The 15,449-nt window shown below is 42.7% G+C and carries 13 protein-coding genes; 3 read left to right on the forward strand and 10 right to left on the reverse strand.

Going from position 1 to position 15,449, the window contains the following annotated elements:
* Positions 1–16 precede the first annotated feature (16 nt).
* A complete protein-coding gene (locus tag GKZ87_18100; protein QSI27264.1) occupies positions 17–775 on the forward strand; it encodes an AIM24 family protein in 759 nt (252 codons plus the stop codon).
* 447 nt (positions 776–1,222) lie between these two features.
* Positions 1,223–3,040 (forward strand): glutamine--fructose-6-phosphate transaminase (isomerizing), encoded by a 1,818-nt coding sequence (glmS, locus tag GKZ87_18105; protein ID QSI27265.1) that lies wholly within the window; start codon positions 1,223–1,225, stop codon positions 3,038–3,040.
* A 320-nt stretch (positions 3,041–3,360) separates the two neighbouring features.
* Here the strand turns inward: glmS and GKZ87_18110 are convergent, their stop codons facing one another.
* Positions 3,361–4,011, reverse strand: coding sequence for a site-2 protease family protein (locus tag GKZ87_18110; GenBank protein ID QSI27266.1), 651 nt, complete (start codon positions 4,009–4,011; stop codon positions 3,361–3,363).
* Positions 4,012–4,584: 573 nt separating this feature from the next.
* On the opposite strand from GKZ87_18110, the gene GKZ87_18115 reads away from it, so the two are divergent.
* Complete coding sequence (locus tag GKZ87_18115) at positions 4,585–4,956, forward strand: hypothetical protein (protein ID QSI27267.1); 372 nt, start codon at positions 4,585–4,587, stop codon at positions 4,954–4,956.
* A gap of 160 nt (positions 4,957–5,116) precedes the next feature.
* On the opposite strand, the gene GKZ87_18120 is transcribed toward GKZ87_18115, so the two are convergent.
* From GKZ87_18120 to pgk, 9 genes are all read right to left on the reverse strand, one after another.
* Complete coding sequence (locus GKZ87_18120) at positions 5,117–7,087, reverse strand: FtsX-like permease family protein (GenBank protein QSI27268.1); 1,971 nt, start codon at positions 7,085–7,087, stop codon at positions 5,117–5,119.
* Positions 7,074–7,838, reverse strand: coding sequence for an ATP-binding cassette domain-containing protein (locus GKZ87_18125; protein ID QSI27269.1), 765 nt, complete (start codon positions 7,836–7,838; stop codon positions 7,074–7,076). Before GKZ87_18125 ends, GKZ87_18120 begins: the two co-directional genes overlap by 14 nt.
* Before the next feature lie 89 nt (positions 7,839–7,927).
* Positions 7,928–8,923 carry a sensor histidine kinase gene (locus GKZ87_18130; protein ID QSI27270.1) on the reverse strand — a complete coding sequence of 332 codons (996 nt, stop codon included), beginning with the start codon at positions 8,921–8,923 and terminating at the stop codon, positions 7,928–7,930.
* Entirely contained in the window at positions 8,920–9,582 is a 663-nt protein-coding gene (locus tag GKZ87_18135; GenBank protein ID QSI27271.1) for a response regulator, read from the reverse strand. Before GKZ87_18135 ends, GKZ87_18130 begins: the two co-directional genes overlap by 4 nt.
* 90 nt (positions 9,583–9,672) lie before the next feature.
* Entirely contained in the window at positions 9,673–10,230 is a 558-nt protein-coding gene (locus GKZ87_18140; GenBank protein ID QSI27272.1) for a VanZ family protein, read from the reverse strand.
* Between the two features lie 135 nt (positions 10,231–10,365).
* Complete coding sequence (locus GKZ87_18145; GenBank protein ID QSI27273.1) at positions 10,366–12,042, reverse strand: diguanylate cyclase; 1,677 nt, start codon at positions 12,040–12,042, stop codon at positions 10,366–10,368.
* Between the two features lie 80 nt (positions 12,043–12,122).
* The gene (locus tag GKZ87_18150) at positions 12,123–12,920 is read right to left on the reverse strand and encodes a response regulator (GenBank protein QSI27274.1); all 798 of its coding nucleotides are present in this window, start codon (positions 12,918–12,920) and stop codon (positions 12,123–12,125) included.
* 532 nt (positions 12,921–13,452) lie between these two features.
* Positions 13,453–14,199: a triose-phosphate isomerase gene (locus tag GKZ87_18155; protein ID QSI27275.1), complete on the reverse strand. Its 747-nt coding sequence runs from the start codon at positions 14,197–14,199 to the stop codon at positions 13,453–13,455.
* A gap of 28 nt (positions 14,200–14,227) precedes the next feature.
* Complete coding sequence (gene pgk / locus GKZ87_18160; protein ID QSI27276.1) at positions 14,228–15,406, reverse strand: phosphoglycerate kinase; 1,179 nt, start codon at positions 15,404–15,406, stop codon at positions 14,228–14,230.
* Between the last annotated feature and the right edge of the window lie 43 nt (positions 15,407–15,449).

Genomic DNA, 15,449 nt, shown 5'->3' on the forward strand with positions numbered 1-15,449 from the left:
AACAGGAGGATTGCTTATGTTTCAAATTGAAAATTTTACAAATAATGATGATATTCGAACACTGGCGAAATTGGGGCCTTTTACCGTAATTGAGTATATACGGGATCTCAGTGTCATGCCTTCAGATGCACAGCAGGCTTATTTCTGCAATGAAATGAATGTCAGAAAGCGTCAGGTTATCTGTGATTTAAGCAAAGCTCACATCACCTTGCAGGCAGGTGCAATGCAATGGATGGCGGGTAATGTGAATGCAACCACAGGTGTGAAGGGTGTTGGAGATTTATTCAGCAAGGCTGTACGGGGAAAGGTGACAGGAGAATCCGCAATCAAGCCTGAATATAAGGGTGATGGAATCATGGTTCTTGAGCCGACTTATAAACACATCCTCCTTGTGGATGTCGCAGAGTGGAACGGTTCTATTGTACTCGACGACGGGCTCTTCCTTGCCTGTGATTCAGCCTTAAAGCATAAGGCTGTTATGCGATCCAATCTATCCTCAGCCGTTGCCGGCAATGAAGGTTTATTCAATCTTGGTATTACAGGAAACGGCATTCTGTGTCTGGAAGCGCCTTGTCCTCGTGAAGAGCTGATTGAAATCACATTGAAAGATGATGTTTTAAAAATTGACGGCAATATGGCAATCGCCTGGAGCGGTTCTCTGGATTTTACAGTTGAACGATCAGGAAAAACTTTGATTGGTTCTGCGGCATCCGGAGAAGGTCTGGTAAATGTATATCGTGGAACCGGTAAGGTACTGCTTGCTCCCGTAATCTGATTATGAACAGGGAATCTGTGTTAGCATGCACAGATTCTTTTTTATAATCTCCCTCCTTTTGAAGTTAAATTTATAAAAAAATTAAGTTGCATTCTCATGAAAGTATAGTATACTAGTAACAGTTATTATGTTTCAGGGAGGGACAAAAGGAATATAGTAATAAGCGCCTGAGCCTACGGGCTGACGAGGATAACAGTTATCGAAAGATTCGGCGGGTACTGTTACGGTCATGTGTGGATCGAAAGATATCAGACAAAAGCAAGATCATATGCTACAAAACTGATTTCATCACACGTTTTTATACCATCATTTAAGATTTACTGCTCTTTTTATCATGCCTTATCAAAATTTTGAAATCATAATCAGCATGATACTTCATGTAAAACATTTTTTTAGTATGCAAAAATTATCATAAAAGACGAAACGAACGAAAACGGAGGAAAACTTATGTGTGGAATCATTGGCTATGCGGGATTATGCAATATCTCAAATAGTGTTTTAATTGAGGGCCTGGAGGCTCTGGAGTATAGAGGTTATGACTCTGCTGGTGTTGCCGTTGTAAACAATGGAACTGTAAGCATCGTCAAAGCAAAGGGTAAGGTCAGCTTTCTGAAAGAAAAAATGCAGGCTATGAATATGGCTGACGGACAGGTAGGTATCGCTCATACCCGATGGGCAACACATGGAGAGCTGAGTGAAGTCAACTCTCATCCGCACCAAAGCGGTAATACAACACTCGTTCACAATGGAATCATAGAGAATTATAATGAAATAAAGAAGGAACTGGAAAACGCAGGCTATACCTTTCAAAGTGATACAGACAGTGAAATCGCCTGTGCTTATATTGATTACTGCTACTTTCTAAAGCAGGATAAACAGCAGGCACTGTCTTGTGCGTACCGGCATTTCCGCGGCTCCTTTGCATTTGCCATTATATTTGCGGACGAACAGGATGCGATTTATGCAATGCGTAAAAATTCACCGCTGGTACTCGGTGTTGCCAGTGATAAGGCCTTTCTGGCCAGCGATATCTCTGCTTTTCTGAAGTATACAAATAAATATCTGCTTCTGGAGCATGAAGAAATCGCACGCTGCAGCAGTGAGGGTATTGTTATCAAGACATTGAGCGGAGAATTTGTTAAGCGTGACATTCTTGTTACGGATATGGATATCAAAGACATTCAAAAGGACGGCTTTGAGCATTTCATGCTGAAGGAGATTCATGAGGAGCCAGAGGTTGTAAAAAAGACCATTGATTCTTTAATGCAGGTGGATATGAAGGATTTACTGAATACGATGCCAAATTTAGCGAAGTATAACGATATTCATATCGTTGCCTGTGGAAGCGCCATGTATGCCGGCATGATTGCCAAATCGCTGATTGAAACGAAAGCACGTATCCATGTGGATTGTGTATGTGCAAGTGAATACCGGTATGCAAATCCGATTTTTACTGACAGCACACTTGTGATTCTGGTATCGCAATCGGGAGAAACTGCGGATACTATCGCAGCGCTGCAGCTTGCAAAGGAGCATGATGTGGATACACTGGCAATCGTCAATGTTGTCGGTTCCACGATTGCAAGAGAGGCGAACTTTGTCATATATACAAAAGCAGGCCCGGAAATCTGTGTCGCCACAACGAAAGCATATTGTACGCAGGTCGCTGTGCTGTCTTTAATTGCCTGTAATCTAGCCTATGTACATGGAAACATTGAGGAAGCAGAAGCATCACGGATAACAAAGGAGCTGAAGGAGCTTCCACAGCATATGCAGAAGCTGATCGCTTCCGACCAGTACAAAGCATTCGCAAAGAAAATATATGAGCATAACGATGTCTTCTTTATCGGCAGGGGGCTGGACTATTCCCTGTCCATGGAGGGCAGTCTGAAGCTGAAGGAAATCTCCTACATTCATTCTGAGGCATATGCGGCAGGTGAGCTGAAGCATGGCACGATTTCTCTTATTGAAAAAGGAACACCGGTCATCGCACTGGCAACGGATGAGGATCTGTATGAAAAAACAATCAGCAATATCAAAGAGGTAAAAGCACGTGGTGCCTATGTTCTGCTGCTGATCAGCGATGATCTGGATATCGCTTCTGATTATTACGATGATGTACTGGTCGTACCAAAGGTGGATAAGCTGATTCAGGGAATCCTGACCGTCATTCCATTGCAGCTATTAGCATATGAAATTGCACGGCTTCGCGGATGTGAAATTGACCAGCCGCGGAATCTGGCAAAATCTGTTACCGTAGAGTAAGATAGGTATTTAACGCAGGTGTACGCTGCATTCAACTTCCTGATACTACACACACATGTACATTTGCGGTTAAATATAGAAAAGAGGGCATGAAAAATGCCCTTTTTATTATAAGAGAAGCATGCTTTCTCTAATGAAGACCTGCTAAGATTATTCAGTTAAGCGAAAATACCGGCATAATTAAAAAGCATTCGCATTAAATCCGAGAAGCACGTATTATAAAAATACACCCTTTTATTGGGTGTAATATGACTTTCAACTGAATGTATGCAACAGCTTCCATGCTCTGCATTCTATGTAACACTAAAAAACAAATTCTCTTAACCAAGCCCGGTAATCATGCTTGCCACCTTTACAAACACATCCAGAATAGCCTCTCTTGCATGAATCAACGGGCCATTTAAAACACCACTGACCAGCAGGAATATCATAAGAAAGGACAGATACAGCTCATACTGCATCAGCTTGAAATAGGTTTCCTCCTTTAAAACACCCATCAGGATTTTTGAACCATCCAGTGGTGGAATAGGAATCAGATTGAAAATTCCAAGACCGACATTGATAGATGCCGTTGTACCAATTACTTGAAATAAATAATAAGTAACCTGATTTTTATAAAGCAAACCAAAACGGATGAACAGCATATACAGGATAACCATCAGAAAGCCGACAATAAAATTCATCAGCGGTCCGGCCATAGCTGTCCAAATCATGCCATCCTTTTTATTACGGTAATAATAAGGATCCACCTGCACCGGCTTTGCCCATCCAAAGCCAAAGAAAATCAGAGACAGGGTACCAAACGGATCCAGATGCTTCAAGGGATTTAAGGTAAGTCTGCCGCGCTCCTTCTGCGAAACATCTCCCAGCTTATAGGAAACAAATGCATGTGCAAATTCATGTACGGAAAGTGCAATCGCAACAGCAGGCAGTATATAGATCAGTTCAGCAAAAAAACCACGAATATCCATAAACATTCCTCCAATAGAATATTGTTAGTATACCATATTTTAAAGGAAACACAAGTTCCGGAAATAGGATAGTGTATAAAAAATCTGAATCCTGTATGAATAATTTTAAAATACTATTTCATAAACAATTTATATGACGTTACTTCTATTTTCATATAGATATTTGTATTTAGGTGTTACAACACATCTGACTGATGAATAAAAACCTGTGTCATAGGCGTGTACACGTTCTTATGTTCCTGCAGAGCATACATCCTGTTTACCTTTTTGACAGTCTTGTAAGACACATAAACGAATGGTATGATAAAGAGAGAGAACCAATCCCTGTAATTGTACGCTCTATAGCTGCTTCAGCATACGATTCTGTAATCATCAAAAGTCACATAGAAAGGTGAATTATCTATAGGAAAGATAATGCGTACAGAAAATGAAAAAAATCATATCAAGCATGCTCAGCTTTCTGCTTCTTACAGTAAGCGGCTGCAGCAAGCAGGCAGAAGCAGCTTAGCTGACCCTGAGAAAAGTTCATCCTATGGTCTTCCTGAATTTTTAAACAAAGAGGAGAACAAAGCCATGTTTCAAACACAGAAGATCATCTTCACTCCAATGGATAATCGAACAACTGCCGGACCTTTATCCACGCAGGATTATGCCCACTTTGCACGTGGTGGTTTTAGCTGGTCAACTCCCTGGATGGCAGGTATGTATGCACTATGCCTGCAAATCGATCCGACGCTGACTGCTGAGCAATTTTTGGAAACAGCCTATGCAAGCGGAGATAACATGAAGCTCATACAGTTGGGTATAGAAACAGATTCCAGCTGTGTTCTAATAAATCCAAAGCAGCTTATCAAGGAAATTGAAAAAGCGGCAAAGCATGGATGCTGCAGCAACCTCCTATTCAATCCTGAAAAAGCCTTATTCTCATACATCTTAACGAGCTAAGGCACCGCTTCTTCCAGCAGGAATGAAGATTTTATCAGAAGTCGCTGGATATTGAAATACCTTGCATATATCCAACATTCTCACATACAGCACACATCCTTATATAGAAAAACAGATTTCCATGCAGCTTCATGGGAATCTGTTTTCATATTAACATACATTACATCTGATCAATATTACGCTTGCAGCTCAGATATGCCATGACATAATAACAACTGTAAACAAGAAGGAAAAACAGCAGACTTCCTATCAGATACAGGAATACATTAGCATTAGCATAGGTCATTTGGAAAATGGAATCCACCATCGTAATGATCGGAAGCAGATAAACAAGAGGTAACAGGAGCGGTATGATAAAATATACAGCTATCTGTTTTGCGAGAAGTGCATGCAGTGCTCTTTGGTTCACTCCCATCTTATGCAGCATATCATAGGAATAACGCTGCCTGTGTGCATCCGACATCTGCTGTACGGCAAGGATTGTTGCACTGATGCAAATAAAAATGAAGGACAGATAAAAGAGTGAGAAGCAGATACTGACAAAGCCAACAGCATTTTCCTCCTGCCATTTTGCCTTTACACGATAGGAAGTATAGCTGTAATAGCTGTCATCCACCTTTTCCTTATTATCCTCGTATACCTGATCCGCCGTATCCTGATACCAGGAAACCTTAGATTTAGGCTGCGTATTTGCCACCCACTCTCGGTAACATGGCGTTGCCTGTTCCAGATACTGATCTGCAACAACGATAAAATATCCGCTGTTCATTGACTGTCCGTATTCCTCATCATCCACACGGGCGAAGGTCAGGCGCTTATTTTGTACAATAACCGGATGCTGCATCGCATACTTGTGTAAAGGCTCCTTAATATCCGCAGCCGCTACGAGCAAATACTCCTCATCAGAGACAGCTATCGGTTCGTATCCCTTTACATAGCGCAGCCTGTTAAAATCTGAAAGCTTCATATAATCGGAATGCCGTTCATCGTCGGTATAATAGCTTTTTCCCTTAATGGCAGAAAAGAACGTATCCTCGTTCGCAGACTGGTAGTAAATGATATCTGCAGCCTTGTACGTAATGTGATTGTCATTCAGATAGCGTTCCACCGATTTCATCGTAAGCTGCTCATTTCCGCTTGCCATAATATCATAAGGGGCAAAGCGTGCATCTCCTAATTGCTTAACCTCATTGAATTTTAATGCAATGCATAGGAACAGCAGCGTCAGCAGGGTTAACAGGGACAGCGTTGCAAGCACAGTCCGGTTGGATCGCAGACGTCCTGCAATCTGTCCATACAGATACATACGGTTTCCCTTATATTTCACGCGTTTATGACGATTCAGAAAAACACCGAGGACTGCTGCAATCCCGTAAAAAAACAAATAAATAGAAATCACGATAAAGAAAGCCCCCAGCATAAACACAAGTGTGGAAGATCCCTGATTGTTGATCATACTGTCAAGATACTGCTTTGTGAGAAGCAGTCCTGCTGCCGCAAGAATGAGCGCCACTAGAAAATAGAATACAGACAAACGCGTCCCCTTCACCGTTTTCTCATTCTTACGCTCAGTATACAGCATACTGTGAATACTTTGCCTCTGAAGTGCCCTGCCTTCCCTAAGCAGCTCCAGCACATAAATGCCAAGAAAGCACAGAAGGGTGCTGCCACATGCCTGCCAGGAAAAGGCAAGCTGAAATGCATATCCATAGCCGAAAATATTCAGCAGCATCGCATGCAGTAGCTCATAAACAAAGACTCCCAGAAAACAGCCTGACAAATAACCGAAGGCCCCCATTGCCAGCTGTTCACACAGAAACATACGACTTACCTGAGAACGCCTCATTCCCAGTAACAAATACATACCGAATTCACGGCTTCGCTTCTGCAATATAAAATTGGATATATAATAAATCAGCCATGCAATGATGAGCGTTACCAGAATACTCACCATAAGAAGCGCACTCTGTATATTGTCATAGGTTGTAACCAGATTGTGCATTTCCGTTGAGAAAGCAATCGCAAAAAAAGCATACAGCAGCGTCATAGTAATCGTTACTGTGAATACATATATACTGTATTCCTGCAGGCTGCGCTTCAGATTACGAAAAGCCAGCTTAGCGTACAGCATGAACATCACCGCCCAGCAGTTGCATTACATCCAGGATTTTCTGAAAGAATTCCTTTCTTGTCAGTGCTCCCTTGTATATTTCATTGAATATCTTTCCATCCTTTAAAAACAGCACGCGCTTTGCATAGGATGCGGAAAAGGCATCATGCGTTACCATGAGAATTGTAGCCTTCAACGACTCATTCATCCTCTGAAACTGCTCCATCAAAAGATAGGAGGAATGAGAATCCAATGCTCCGGTTGGCTCATCTGCCAGAATCAGGCTCGGATCATGGATCATTGCCCTCGCACAGGCACAGCGCTGGCGTTGTCCTCCGCTTACCTGATACGGATATTTGTCCAGAATATCCTGAACCTGCAAAACCTCTGCCAGCTTTTCCACATGGGAATCTATCAGATCCGCTTTTGTTTTCAACAGGGTCAAAGGCAATGCGATGTTTTCCTGCAGCGTTAAGGTATCCAGTAGGTTAAAATCCTGAAAGATAAAGCCCAGCTCTTTTTTACGAAACTGCGCCAGCTCCTGTTCCCGCATAGTACAAATACTTTGCCCGTTAATTTGAATATCTCCGGCACTTACGCTGTCAATGGTGGAAATAACATTCAGCAGCGTAGTCTTTCCACTGCCGCTTGCCCCCATAACCGCTGTAAATTCCTGCTTATCCACAGCAAAGGAAATATCATTCAGCGCTTTGGTGATATTCCCCTGATTTCCATAATATTTTTCCACATGGGAAACGTTAACAACACTCATATACTCACGTCCTCTCTACCCGAAGTATACAAAATATGCCGTTCCATGTGTAGGAGATTACCTTACGGAAATATGACAGTTCTGTAATCTTATACATGGGCAAATTCCAGAACCATGGTCGTTCCTTCCCTTCCTGATTGTGCACGCAAATCAATCTGCAGGAAGGTGCACAGCCTTTTACAAAGATACAGCCCAATACCGGTGGAATGAGAGTGCACCAGTCTGCCATTATCTCCGGTAAAGCCCTTGTCGAATATTCTGGGCAGATCATGTTCCGGAATACCGATGCCATTATCCCTTACCGACAATATGACCGTATGGTGCAGCTGCTGTATGTCCAGACACAAAACAGCCCCTTCCTTTCTCCGGTATTTCACCGCATTTTCAATAAGCTGGTTCAGCAGGAAAATCAGCCATTTCTCATCCGTATACACCAGCGCATCCTCCTTGGGAAAATGAATGGACACCCCGGCCTGTGTACATAAATATTTACACTGCAAAAGAGCCTCCTGAATGCATGAGGAAAGGGAAATCTGCTGAATGCGGAAATCCTTTTCCACCGATTCACTGCGTGCATAAAAAAGCGCCTGCTCCACATAATGCTCCAATCGCTCCAGCTGTTGAAAAAGCTGACGTTTCCGCTCTCCCTGCTGGTTTTCCACAAAGAGCTTCATTGCCGCAATCGGTGTTTTGATTTCATGTACCCACTGTTCAATATATTCCTGATATTCCCTATGTGCACGCTGCACCGCACTGATTTCCTCCAGCATGGATTTATTTCCAAGATACAGCAGCCAGCGGTAACATGCTTCCTCATGACTTCCACTTTTTGGCAGTACCTCATGCAGCAGATACCGCTGCTTTAACGCACCTGCAGTTTCATACAGCAGCCTTGCACGCCGTTTCTTTCTAAGATAATCCTGTAAAAAATATACCGTGAAAAATAACAGCCATATGCTGCATACCAGAATGGACAATCCAGCGGATAAGCCTAAGAACACCAATAGTGTGCTTTGCAGCAGAAACAGCAATACGATACCGGCGAATAGAATGCCATGATCCTCCAGATATTCATAAGCCTTCATATCTGATATCCCTGTCTGTGACGGGTAACGATAAAATCATCCACACCAAGCTCACGCAGCTTATTACGGATTCTGGTTACATTGACACTGAGCGCATTATCATCGATAAACAGCTTATTATCCCACAGATAATCAATCAGATCCTCGCGCGGAACAATCTCTCCCTTATGCTGAAACATGTAATGCAGAATTTTTACTTCATTCTTCGTCAGCTCTCTTGTTTTCTTCTGAAAACTGATTCTGCTCATTGCGACATCCAGAGTCACACCGTTGTGTGTCAGATTCTGATCCTTCCATTCATAGGAGCGTTTCAATAAGGCAGCGATTCGTGCAAGCAGGATGCTGGTATTATAGGGCTTAGTAATAAAATCGTCTCCTCCCATCTGCATACTGCATAGCTCATCCATATCCGTATTTCTGCTTGTCACAAAGATTACAGGCACCTTGGAAAAGCTGCGAATCTGGGAACACAGCGTAAAGCCATCCACCTGGGGAAGATTGATATCCAGCAATATAATATGCGGATCACATTGCCTGATCACATCGCAAATATCGCTTTGCAGATTCCAGCATACCGCCTCATAGCCCTGCTTCTCCAACAGCAGCTGCAGCTCCTTGCAGATTGCCTCATCATCTTCAATTAGTAATATCGTATACATGTACACAGTCCCTCTCTTTTCAGCTTCATTATACAATAGCACACGGCAAAAAGAAAAGATGACCAAAGCCATCTTTCAATACTGTAAGAACTAGGCATCACCATACGCCTTATTCACCAGCAGATGTATACCGCTGTAAATAATGGATATGACCGTCCAGATACAGGTGGAAACAAGTGCACCAAACGTATCCAAATACACATCACTCATCGAGGAGGTTCTGCCTGTGAATTTCTGGTGATACTCATCGCCAAAAGCAAAACAGAAGCAGATACCGACGGTAAACAGAAACCGCCAGAATTTGTTTACTCCCAATATGGCAAGTGTGATATAGACTCCGGCTGCCAATGTGAAATAAATGGAAAAATGCGCCAGCTTTCTAATGTTGGCATTCCAGTCACTACCATAAGGTGAGTGCAAAATAACAAAGTATTTAATACGTTCACTCAGTGCAATACCTTCCTGTGTTGTTTCCAGCTTGGTATTCACCTGTTCCTTGATTTTCTCCGTTACTACCTCACTGCGTGCATTGGAGACCTGTCCATCCTCTGCAGAAAGTGAATATATCGCGAACATGACGGAACCGCAGACCCCCAGAAAAATCAATGCACAGAGGATGCGGATTCCCATATTTTTTCTCTTCTTCATACGGTCACCACCTTGTTGCCTTATTGTAAAACAAATGAGCCGTATGCGCAAGAAGATATAGTTAAATATAACAAAAATTTAAGGTTTCTCAGTTCCAATTACCGCATCCTGCTGGTTTACGTTTGAAGATGGTTTTTACGGATAGCCTGCTCCATCCCTTGCTTTCTGCATACGCAGCTTCATATCCGCTTTATTCTGATACATCGCTTCATCCGCACGCTTGAATACATTGGCGAACACCAGATCTGTCGCACTGTTATAAATAGCGATTCCCCGTGCAATCGAAATGCCCGTATCCGCAGGATTATGTCTGTTATACTCCTCGATTTCTTTTTCGAAATTTGCAAGCAGCTCTCGGTAATGAGTAAAATCATGATGCTCCAGAATAACGACAAACTCATCACCGCCAATACGATAGACAGGACTGTGTCGAAAGCATCTGCAAATAATTTTACAGGCATCCATGATGAGCATATCACCAAAATCATGGCCATAGGTATCATTTACATACTTTAATCCATTGATATCCAGCATGACGACCGCAAACTCCGGTCTACCAAGCTTCATTTCATTTTCCAGCCGCTGCTCCGCTTCCTGATAAGCCGCCTTATTCTTTACGCCAGTCAGGGAATCCCGGTAGGCAAGTCCATTGATATAGGTAATATATTTCTGCAGATGATTCACTGTTTGTTGGAAGCTTTCCGCAAGTGTTCCGACCTCATCCTTCGTCGGCTGTGTAAGGGATATACTTAAATCTCCCTCCGCAATTTTCTTTGCGGCAGTATTTAATTCACGCAGCGGTTTGATCAGGCGGCGCGTCATATATATGGTAAGTATAACAGCAATCAAGCCAATAAAAAGAACCGATATAACAATCTGCAGAATCAGTGTATCTTTCTCTGCATCAATCTCCCTGGACGGCGCAGTTACAACAAAGCGCATTTCATTTTTTAAGCTGCGAAAAGCCATTCGTTTATCTTCCTTATGCCAGCTATAGGAATACAGCTTGCTTCCGCTCGTTCCGGCTTCCAGTTCATTTACAACCTTCTGCAGACTGCTATCACTTTTTTCCATGGGCGTACCCATCGCAATCTCCTCATGCTGTACGATCGTTCCATCCTTATCCACCAGAAACGCATATCCACTTTCATACAGACTGGTAGATGCCACCAGCTTTTTTACAACGTCGAAATCAATATCCATGCCCACTACTCCCACTGTCACATTATCTCTGTAAATAGGTATGACATAGGATATCATTTGTACATTGATATTTTCATTCATATACGGACTCATCCAGGTTGCTTTTCCATTTTTCACTGGTATATAATACCAGCCGACATGCTCCACATCCTCAGGACTATACCCTGAAAAATCTGTCGGTGTTAACTTTCTGAAGCGCCCATCTAACGATGTCTTACTCCAGAATAATCCAGAGGTAGGCGGCGTTGTCTCCGGATTAAAGCGCACATATACAGCCAGGGCACCCTCTGTATTCTCTGCAGCATTTACTGCAGCTTCCTCCAGCTTTTCTGTATATGCTTTCCGATATTCTGCATCATTCATAAGCAGCTTTGCACTTACCAGCTGCGAATTTGCATAAACGGCTAGTGTATTCACAGACTGTTCAATACGAGAAAACAATGCGTTCAGCTCCTGTGTTTTCTCCATACATTGGAGATTCATAACCTGTGCAGAGTCCCGTTCAACGACCTTTTCTGCATTATAGATACCAGCACCGCCGATGACGCAAGAAGAAAGGAGGACACAGCCCAGAATGAGTAGTATAAATTTTGTTTGAATTGATCGCATAATACATCTCTTCCTTTTCATATGAATACGCTTCATCGTATTCTCTCTTTTCTATTTCGTATGAAACCGCCGCGCTGTATCTATCGGGTTTTCATGCATTCCAGCATGCCCAGGGTCATCTCACCCCAACTGTATTGTGCCATATATTCACCATAATAGTGATTCACCGCTGCAGTATCACCTCGTAAAAAATGATAATAGTCACAATCCACACAATCTACTGCGACTGCATATTGGTTTCGTCTTTTTATCAAGACCTGCTGCATGCCAGCCTGCTTTAAGGTACGTGTCAGATCCGCAATCAGCGTACGAAGCTGGTTACGCAGTGACAGACTATCCGGACGCTCCTCCCACAAAACCGCACACAATTCTCCTGTCGTGACAGCAGCTCCCTTTCGATCAATCAGATATGCCAGCAGTTCCTTGCTTTTCATTCTTTCAAATTTCAGAGGTGTTTGATTTACAAACACCTCAAAATTCCCAAAACACTGAACACGAAGCAGACGGGATTGCTGAAACAGAGGCTGTTCTTTAATATATTGCAATTCCCTTTCGATATCCTCTTTGGATGCCGGCTTTAAAATATAGCCAGATACGTGCAAGTGGAACGCTGATACAGCATATTCACTGTATCCTGTTAAAAAAATAATAGAGGTGGCTTTCGAGCCTTCCCTGATTTTTTTCGCAAGCTCAAGACCATCAATACCCTGCATTTGTATATCAAGAAGTGCAACATCACAGGAGTGTGTACAGATATATTGCAGTGCAGCCTGTGGTGAGGTGAATCCTTGTACCTCGGTGATTCCTTCTATTTTCTCCACTTCTTTTTTTATCGCTGCCAATGCATTTACTTCATCATCGACACATACAATTTTCATATGAATTTCTCCCTCGCAATACGGTAATTGAAGCATCTGTCATTCTGCATTTGTTATACGGAATAATTTCCTGCCAATGTTATCTGCCCTATATAACAGCTTTGATATCTTAAACATTCAAAAATAAATTTACTTGTAAATTTTACCATAGATAATGTATCAAAAGCGTATCACAGCGATAAAGCATCGGCTGGATTTTGGATTTTCTAATATACTGCAGTAGGACTTTCTTTACGCTTTATAAGGAGGAAGCATTAGAGAGATTCCATGGACAGGAATACCGTATAAGCTTGTATATTATATAAGAAAAGCCTTAAAAAGCTATTGGATAAAAATTTTCTTTTTTCCATTCGCCGTGAAAAATAAAAAATGTCTGGACAGGAGGAGTCCTACAGGATAACGGGATTCCGCTAATGTCTTTGTATGATTATATATTACCAAGCACTTCTTTCCCTTCTATAAGGATGGACAAAAAAAATACGCCTTGTGTATGATAAGAAGGCGTATTTTATTCATGTATTACAACTGTAAATTATTTTGTTTTTTCGATAATTTCGATGAAGCTGTCTGCTTTCAGACTTGCCCCACCAATCAGTGCACCATCGATATCCGGCTGAGCCATGTATTCAACGATGTTGTTTGGCTTTACAGATCCGCCATACTGAACACGAACGTTTTCAGCAGCCTCGTCACCATACATAACACGTACCTGGTCACGAACGATACGGCAGCAGTTTTCTGCGATTTCAACAGAAGCGCTCTTTCCTGTTCCGATTGCCCAGATTGGCTCATATGCGATTACCATGTTTCCAACACATTTTGGACACATATCCGCAAGAGAACCAGTCAGCTGATCACGGATTACTTTTTCAGAATCTCCTGCATCATACTGAGCTTCTGTTTCACCGATACACAGAATTGGTGTAATTCCTGCATCAATCAGGCGTTTTGCCTTTTTGTTTACTGTTTCGTCTGTGTCATTGAACATTTCACGACGCTCAGAATGTCCGATGATACAATGTGTAACACCAACCTCCTGCAGCATAGGTACAGAAATTTCTCCTGTGAAGGCTCCACTGTCTTCCCAGTGGCAGTTTTCTGCAGCGATTACCAGGTTTTTCGCACCTGCAACAGCAGCAGACAGTGCCGTGTAAGGAGCACCAATACCGAATACAGCATTTTCACTTGCTGCAGCAGCATCTACAGCTTCCATGAATTCCTTTGTTTCCTTCATGGTTTTGTTCATTTTCCAGTTTCCAACAATAATTGGTTTTCTCATGTCTCGTTCTCCTATTTTCGTTTTTTTATTATTTATCTGCGATTACAGCGATTCCAGGCAGGACTTTACCTTCCATGTATTCCAGGGAAGCTCCACCACCAGTGGAAATGTGAGAGAATTTATCTGCGAAGCCAAGCTGGATTGCAGCAGCAGCACTGTCACCACCACCGATCACAGTTGTAGCACCCGGCAGCTCGGAAATAGCAGTACATACTTCCAGAGTTCCCTTAGCAAACGGTGCCATTTCAAACACACCCATTGGGCCGTTCCATACAACCGTTTTTGCACCAGCAAGTGCTTTCTTGTACAGCTCGATAGATTTTGGTCCGATATCCAGACCCATGTAATCTGCAGGGATGCTGTCATTGTCAGCGATTACTGTATTTGCATCTTCTGCAAATTTGTCTGCACATACATGGTCAACAGGCAGAATCAGCTTGCCCTCTGCTTTTTCGATGTATTCCTTTGCCAGCTCCACCTTGTCTTCTTCTACAAGGGATTTACCAACATTGCAGCCCATAGCCTTCAGGAAGGTATAAGCCATACCGCCACCGATCAGGACTTTATCAGCCTTTTTCAGCAGGTTGTCTACAACAGCAATCTTATCGGAAACCTTAGCTCCACCGATGATTGCGACAAACGGACGCTCTGGTGTATCAACTGCAGCACCCAGCATCTTCACTTCTTTTTCTACCAGGAAGCCCAGTGCATTTGGCAGAATGGATGCGATACCTGCAGTGGAAGCATGTGCACGGTGTACACTACCGAATGCATCCTCTACAAACAGATCGCCCAGCTTTGCCCAGTAAGCAGCCAGCTCCGGATCATTTTTGCTTTCGCCTTTTTCATAACGAGTATTCTGCATTACGACGATTTCCCCGTCATTCAGTGCAGCAACTGCGTTTTCCAGTTCTTCACCGCGTGTAACCGGAACGAAGGTAACCTTCGTATCAACCAGCTCACTCAGACGCTCAGCAACACAGCGCAGATCGTTCTTTGCTTTATCTTCCTCTGTCTTAACCTTACCAAGGTGGGACATCAGAATAATCTTTGCGTTGTTTTCCACTAAATATTTGATGGTTGGCAGAGCCTGAATAATACGGTTGTCATTTGTAATCTTGCCATCTTTTCTAGGAACGTTGAAATCGCAGCGTACGATGACACGTTTTCCAGCAACATCTAAATCTTTTACAGTTCTTTTGGCCATAGTAAAATTCCTCCTTATGTATCGGCTTTATTATACCACCAAG

The organism is Erysipelotrichaceae bacterium 66202529, assembly GCA_017161075.1.
Taxonomy (GTDB): Bacteria; Bacillota_I; Bacilli_A; order Erysipelotrichales; family Erysipelotrichaceae; genus Clostridium_AQ.